Origin of the sequence: Cytobacillus sp. S13-E01 (assembly GCF_029193815.1) — a bacterium.
Classification (GTDB): domain Bacteria; phylum Bacillota; class Bacilli; order Bacillales; family Bacillaceae_L; genus Bacillus_BV.
The window spans coordinates 1-6046 of the sequence record NZ_JARFVC010000064.1 but is presented as its reverse complement, the minus strand read 5'-3'; the positions used below and the strand labels follow the sequence as shown (position 1 = coordinate 6046).

8 protein-coding genes and 1 pseudogene are annotated in these 6046 nt (G+C 38.0%); 5 read left to right on the top strand and 4 right to left on the bottom strand.

Translation table 11 applies throughout. From position 1 onward, the window contains the following. Window positions 1–83 precede the first annotated feature (83 nt). The 3 genes from tnpA to tnpC all read left to right on the top strand — a co-directional run bounded on the left by tnpA (window position 84) and on the right by tnpC (window position 2406). Window positions 84–410, top strand: a complete 327-nt coding sequence (gene tnpA / locus PY093_RS20975; protein ID WP_275645859.1) for an IS66 family insertion sequence element accessory protein TnpA — start codon at window positions 84–86, stop codon at window positions 408–410. Further along, a complete protein-coding gene (gene tnpB / locus PY093_RS20970) occupies window positions 404–760 on the top strand; it encodes an IS66 family insertion sequence element accessory protein TnpB (protein WP_275645858.1) in 357 nt (118 codons plus the stop codon). The genes tnpA and tnpB overlap by 7 nt, the downstream gene beginning before the upstream one ends. A gap of 68 nt (window positions 761–828) precedes the next feature. Beyond that, window positions 829–2406, top strand: a complete 1578-nt coding sequence (gene tnpC / locus PY093_RS20965; RefSeq protein WP_481769292.1) for an IS66 family transposase — start codon at window positions 829–831, stop codon at window positions 2404–2406. A 41-nt stretch (window positions 2407–2447) separates the two neighbouring features. Here tnpC and PY093_RS20960 read toward each other — a convergent pair. Then, window positions 2448–2630: pseudogene (locus tag PY093_RS20960) on the bottom strand (histidine phosphatase family protein); the annotation flags it as partial. Between the two features lie 290 nt (window positions 2631–2920). On the opposite strand from PY093_RS20960, the gene PY093_RS20955 reads away from it, so the two are divergent. Further along, a complete protein-coding gene (locus PY093_RS20955) occupies window positions 2921–3472 on the top strand; it encodes a CBO0543 family protein (RefSeq protein ID WP_275647691.1) in 552 nt (183 codons plus the stop codon). Window positions 3473–3650: 178 nt separating this feature from the next. Here PY093_RS20955 and PY093_RS20950 read toward each other — a convergent pair whose 3' ends face one another. The 3 genes from PY093_RS20950 to PY093_RS20940 all read right to left on the bottom strand — a co-directional run bounded on the left by PY093_RS20950 (window position 3651) and on the right by PY093_RS20940 (window position 5270). After that, entirely contained in the window at window positions 3651–4169 is a 519-nt protein-coding gene (locus PY093_RS20950; protein WP_275647690.1) for a hypothetical protein, read from the bottom strand. Between the two features lie 124 nt (window positions 4170–4293). Further along, the gene (gene istB / locus PY093_RS20945) at window positions 4294–5064 is read right to left on the bottom strand and encodes an IS21-like element helper ATPase IstB (RefSeq protein WP_275647689.1); all 771 of its coding nucleotides are present in this window, start codon (window positions 5062–5064) and stop codon (window positions 4294–4296) included. Further along, complete coding sequence (locus tag PY093_RS20940) at window positions 5061–5270, bottom strand: hypothetical protein (protein ID WP_275647688.1); 210 nt, start codon at window positions 5268–5270, stop codon at window positions 5061–5063. Before PY093_RS20940 ends, istB begins: the two co-directional genes overlap by 4 nt. Window positions 5271–5691: 421 nt before the next feature. Between PY093_RS20940 and PY093_RS20935 the strand changes: the two genes are divergently transcribed. Then, window positions 5692–6046: DUF4372 domain-containing protein (locus tag PY093_RS20935; protein WP_275645723.1), on the top strand; the 355-nt coding region annotated here is incomplete at its 3' end.

The following is a 6046-nucleotide window of genomic DNA, read 5'->3' as shown; positions in this document are numbered from 1 at the left end:
GTAAGCGTCAAATACAGCCCACATTCTATTAATAGTGAGTCCATGAGATAATCTCCCTAGAAATCATATTGGGAGGTTTTTCTATGACCCTTAAGGAAAAAAGAATAGAATGGAAAGCACGATACGAAGAATGGAAACAGAGTGGAGAGAGTGTAGTGGATTGGTGCCAACATCAAGAAATTAAAGTCCACCAAATGTATTACTGGATACGGCAATTTGAAAGTAACAGCGGTTCCAAACAGACACCCGTTGCGGCACAATGGTTCACTGTTCAGGTTGATGAAGAAGCACCCCCTTCGGGGCAGGGTTCTGTTCTGCTTCATTTTGGTACGATCACAGTTGAGGTACCAACTGGAGCCAACATGGATCTATTATCAGATGTTGTCCATGTGCTTAAAAACCAATGTTAACCAATACCCAATTTCAAAGGGTTTATCTAGCGCGGGGTAGTACAGATCTTCGCAAATCGATTGATGGGCTAGCTGTCATCGTGAAGGAATGTTTTGAACTTGATCCCTTTTCGCCCAGTCTATTCGTTTTCTGTAATCGGAAGCGAGACAAGTTAAAAATCCTTCATTGGGAAAATAATGGGTTTTGGCTTTATTATCGCCGGCTGGAAAAAGGTACCTTCCATTGGCCATCGGAAAATGATAAGACCCCCAAGAACATCAGCCCTCGCCAATTTCGTTGGTTGCTAGATGGACTATCCATCGAACAAAAGCAAGCCCATCAGGAAGTAAAAGCACGTATTATTCTATAAAACTAGTTAAATACAAAATAGGGGGAATTCGGCTGGTCAAACCGGATTCTTTTCCGTATACTAGGTGTATGGAAAAGACAGCGCAAACTTCAAAAGATACAATTGAATATTACAAAGCGCTCAACGAGAAACTCGAAATGGAAAAGGAAGAGTTGGAAGCTAAACTAAAATGGTACGAGGAACAATTCCGTCTGAGCCAACAGCGCAGATTCGGGGCTTCTAGCGAGAAGACCGACCTGGATCAACTTTCCCTTTTTAATGAAGCCGAAGCTACATTCGACCCGAAGGTTGAAGAACCAACCGTTGAGACGGTTACATATAAGCGTAAGAAACAGCGTGGAGAACGTGAACGCAAATTCGAAAACCTGCCTACAGAGACGATTCACTATCGTTTGTCTGATGAGGAACAGGTTTGTTCGTGCTGCAGTGGTACAATGCATGAAATGAGTACAGAAGTACGCAAGGAATTAAAGGTTATCCCACCACAGGTCAAAGTGGTTGAACATGTTCGCCATGTATATAGTTGCCGCCACTGCGAGCGTAATGAATTAGAAACACCTATTGTGACGGCGGAAATGCCGAAGTCAGTTTTCCCTGGTAGTTTAGCATCCCCTTCGGCGATGGCATTTACCATGACCCAAAAATATGTTGAAGGCATGCCCCTGTACCGCCAAGAAAAGCACTTGGAGCGATTTGGTGTGTCTATTTCTCGTCAAACGCTAGCCAACTGGACCATCTATGGGGCAGAAACATGGCTTAGTCCGATTTATGAGGAGATGCATGCGAACCTCCTGCAGATGGAATGGCTACACGCCGATGAAACAACCCTGCAGGTCTTATCTGAGCCAGATCGTCCACAGGCGTCGACATCCTATATCTGGCTGTATCGCTCAGGTCATGGGAATACGCCTATAGTCCTGTATGATTACCAGCAAACACGGGCTAGCAAGCATCCTCAGCGGTTTTTGGACGGCTTCCAGGGATATCTGCATGTGGATGGGTATGCTGGTTACAATAATATACCGGATGTTAGGTTGGTCGGGTGCTGGGCGCATTCCCGCCGAAAATTCACCGAGGCCCTTCGAGCGCTTCCTGAGACCGCAAGCACATCTACCGTCAAGGCAAAGGAAGGTTTGGCTTATTGTAACCAATTATTTGAAATCGAGCGCAAACTAAAGGGCGTAAGTCCGGAGGAGCGCTTCGACGCACGACAGGAACTCAGCAAACCAGTGCTAGAGGCTTTTTCGGCATGGTTAAAAGAACTAACACCCCGTGTATTGCCAAAAAGTGCACTTGGTCAAGCTATCAAATATTGCCGTAATCAATGGGATAGATTAGTAGCATTTTTAGAGGACGGACATTTGGAGATTGATAACAACCTAGCCGAAAGATCTATTAAACCTTTTGTAATCGGCCGCAAAAATTGGTTGTTTAGTAATACCGCAAGGGGAGCAAAGTCTAGTGCGATCATCTATAGTGTTGTAGAGACAGCAAAGGAAAATGGATTGAACCCATTCTATTATCTTAGCTATCTATTTCAGGAGCTTCCCAATATTGATACGACAGACAAAACAAAATTGGCCGAATTCCTGCCATGGTCACCGACACTTCCCGAGAATTGCCGGGTTCTTGTTAAATCTAAATAAAGCATAAATCAAATCCCCATCTGAAAACAGGTGGGGATTATTTGACGCTTACTTTTCAATGGGCTTGTTATTATCATATCCCATTCATAATTCTTTAAAAAATGACTACATTCTTCTGCCTGCGAGATACCTCTACTATTTATCGGTATATCAGTTCTCCCTTGAAGTTTCCCCAGTGAATTCCAATCAGTTTCCCCATGTCTAACTAAGCAAATGGCAGTAATTTTTACCCTCTCCTTTAACTTTATTTCATAGTTATATATATGAATGTTCTTGTTGTACAATCCTGACCGTTAGTACAAAAACTTCAACAAAAAAAGCGTTAATCCCTTAGAATTTCAAATTCTTTTTCTTTTTTCCATTATCCTGCACCTTTACTTTAAGTGTAATATGTCACAATCTTATAAAAAAGATGACTTTCATCTTTAAGAACCACCCCTATTAGTGAAGCAAGAGTTTGTTTTCCCTGATATTTTTTTTGAAAAAGGAAATCATAATTATAGGAGGTGTATATATGAAAGACAAGACAATATTGAACCTATTGACTATATTTGGAATAGGTGGAAGCATATTTTTTTTATTACGTAGAAAAGGTGATTTGAAGGACTGGTTTCTTATTTATTTTATTAAAACTTTAGTTTCTACTGTATTTGATGGACCAGTAATAAAGACAAAATATTTGCAATATCCTCTGCGCTATTTCCCTAAATTATTTGACTCAAATATTGTGTTTTTATACGTGTTATTTCCTTTATCGTGTGTCATATATAATCAATTTACTTATACAATGAAGCCGATAAAGTCAATCTTGAGTGTCTTTCTTTTTAGCGGACCAATGACTCTTATGGAGAATTGGCTTGAAAAGAATACCAAATTAGTGAAATATAATAGGGGTTGGAATAGCTATATTACATTTATTGTACTTTCGTTTACTTTTTTGCTTGTTAAGGGATGCATTGAGGGAATTCGTTACTTAGATAAAAAACTCAAAATTCCTCATATACAGAAGAAAGAAAACACTTTGCAAAATAAGTTACAATTCACCTCTACCCTAAAAGACCAATAACTGGTCTTTTTTGTTGTTTCTTTATTAAACTAAACTTCCCGTTAGTTCCATAAGTGCAGTTTCAAAATTTTGTATAAATATTAGATTCTATACATCTTATACATGGTGTATGATTCATTTTTCATTAAGAGTGATAAACATACTGCCAAAACATACAGCATTTAATTGTTAGTATCAATTAAATGCTGTGTTTTAAATTCATTTTATCCATTGCTATTTGAATTGGAGATTTATAGGGTGGATACTTTGTTGATCTATGAAAGGGACAAGAAAATTGATTACTAATGTCCTTTATTATACTTTTCATGTAATTAAGACGATTACTTGGAAAGTAAAAACTTATTTCTCCATTATAATTTTGTGGAATTTTTGCAATATACATTGGAATGTTATCATCGGGATAAATATGCATAAACTTATCCGGGTTTTGTACTACCTCTAGCCACTTAATATAACGTTCAATTAAAAGATGAGATAGAATTCTATTTATAATATAATTTATGCTACTGATGTTATAATTTAATAAATTTAACTCTTGGTCTTTGTAAATAGGGTTTAAGATTTCTTCTAAATGTGTCATAAAAGTTCCATTAGGAAAGATACTAAATTGTTCTTTTATACATTCAAAATTATAAGGTTCAGATATTTTATTATGATATTCGATTTTCCAAAAGGTATCTATACCTTCACATTCCATTCTCCATAAAATAAAGGCTAAAGCATGAGGACATACATCACCGTTTTGACGTGCTTTATTAAATATTTTTACACAATTACTGTGTTCCTGTAACCGTCAAGTGAAAATGGACACTTTTTGCTAATTAATTTTGGACACTTTCATGCCCAAAAATTGAAGAACGATGTTTCATACGATAACTTTCTTCTTCTCTAAAATGGATCACCTCCGCTCGATGGATGAGTCTATCCAAAATAGCTGTAGTAATGCCAGGATCCCCTAATAATTCACCCCATTCCTGAGGGCTTTTGTTTGACGTTATAATGACGGAGGCTCGGTCATACAAGTCATTAATCAAATGAAATAACAGATTAGCCTCCCGAGTGTCCATCGCCATGTACATCAAGTCATCAATTATGACCAAATGGGAGTCTCTAATTCGTTTCATCCTTTTCTGTGACTTTCTTGTGAATTCCTCAGTTTTCAATGTGTGTATTAATTCCCCCATAGAGATAAAAGATACTTTATATCCTTGATGAATAGCTTCTATTCCTAGTGCCGTCGAGAGGAGGGTTTTTCCCACCCCTGTCGGCCCTAAGAGTATAAGGTTGTATAGTTGATCAATCCAAGTGAATTCCTTTAATTGATTAATTTGCTTCCTACTTAAGGATTGTTGCTCATTGACGTTAAATGCATCAATTGTTTTATAAAAAGGGAACCCTGCCCATTTTAATCGCTTTTCAATTTGCTTCTCATCACGACGCCTTTGCTCATAAGCCGTCAGGTGCTCGACAAACATCCTGTATGTCCAATCCTCTGATTCAGCTTGGGAAATAAGCGTAGGGAGGTAGGAGGCGCTTTCTGACCATCTTAATGAACACAAACGTTGTTGGAGTTGTTCTAGAGACAGACTCACCTGGATAAACCTCCTTGTAAAACCGCTAAATAGTCGTTCACATCTCGAATCTTTGGTTTCGTTAATAGGATAGTTTGATCAGCTGCTTCCAGAGGCTTTATCGGGGCTTTTTCTGGCTCCGCTGGTGCACTGTCCTCTTGGCTCTGTCGTTTAACATATAGGATAATATCACTAAATTCAGTCGCACTATACAATCCTCTATCCATACACTCCTTTAAAGCCTCGCATGCAAACTCTGGAGCGGTTTTACTGTAAACATAATAAAAGAAGCGCCATAAGAACAAAAGCGCAGGGCTCCCGCTTATCGGCGACAAGCATAAGACGGTTCCTTTAAGAAGGTGGTTATTCCTTCTTAAAGGAACCGTCTTATGACCTCAGGTCCGATGGCGCCTGGAGTTGGACGTAGATAGACAAAGACTCGAAGTTATACACAACCTTACAATTTTATAATTTCCTCACTAGCATTGCATTAAATAAAAATCAATTTGTCAAGACTAATTCAACATAAATTTATATTGAATTTTTTGTAATAATTGGTAATTTTTAGTTCAAATAGATACAAAAAAACCTTATAATTAGGTGGAAGGTAGGTTGTCCTGTCCAAATCCCAATTATAAGGAGAAATCTATGGACAAGAATACCATAAAAACAGTTTTTAAGGAATACATCCACCCTATGGATGAAACAGTTATTTTAAAAATGGTTGATCAGATGAAGCTTGATAAATATGTGAAAAAGCTTGATAGTCTAACCTTTACAAAACTATTTATTTATGCTCAGCTGAAGCAGCTTGATAGCCTTAAAAAAATTAGATTCAAGGTGAAGCACAAAAAGAACTTACAAAAAGAACTAGGCTTAAAAAACATAAGTATATCTCAACTGTCCCGCAAACTTTCGGATCTTCCTCCAGCTATTTTCGAGGCTATTCTGCATCATCTTGTAGAACAAATCCATCGGGAATTCGGAAAAGAAAAGGGTGACG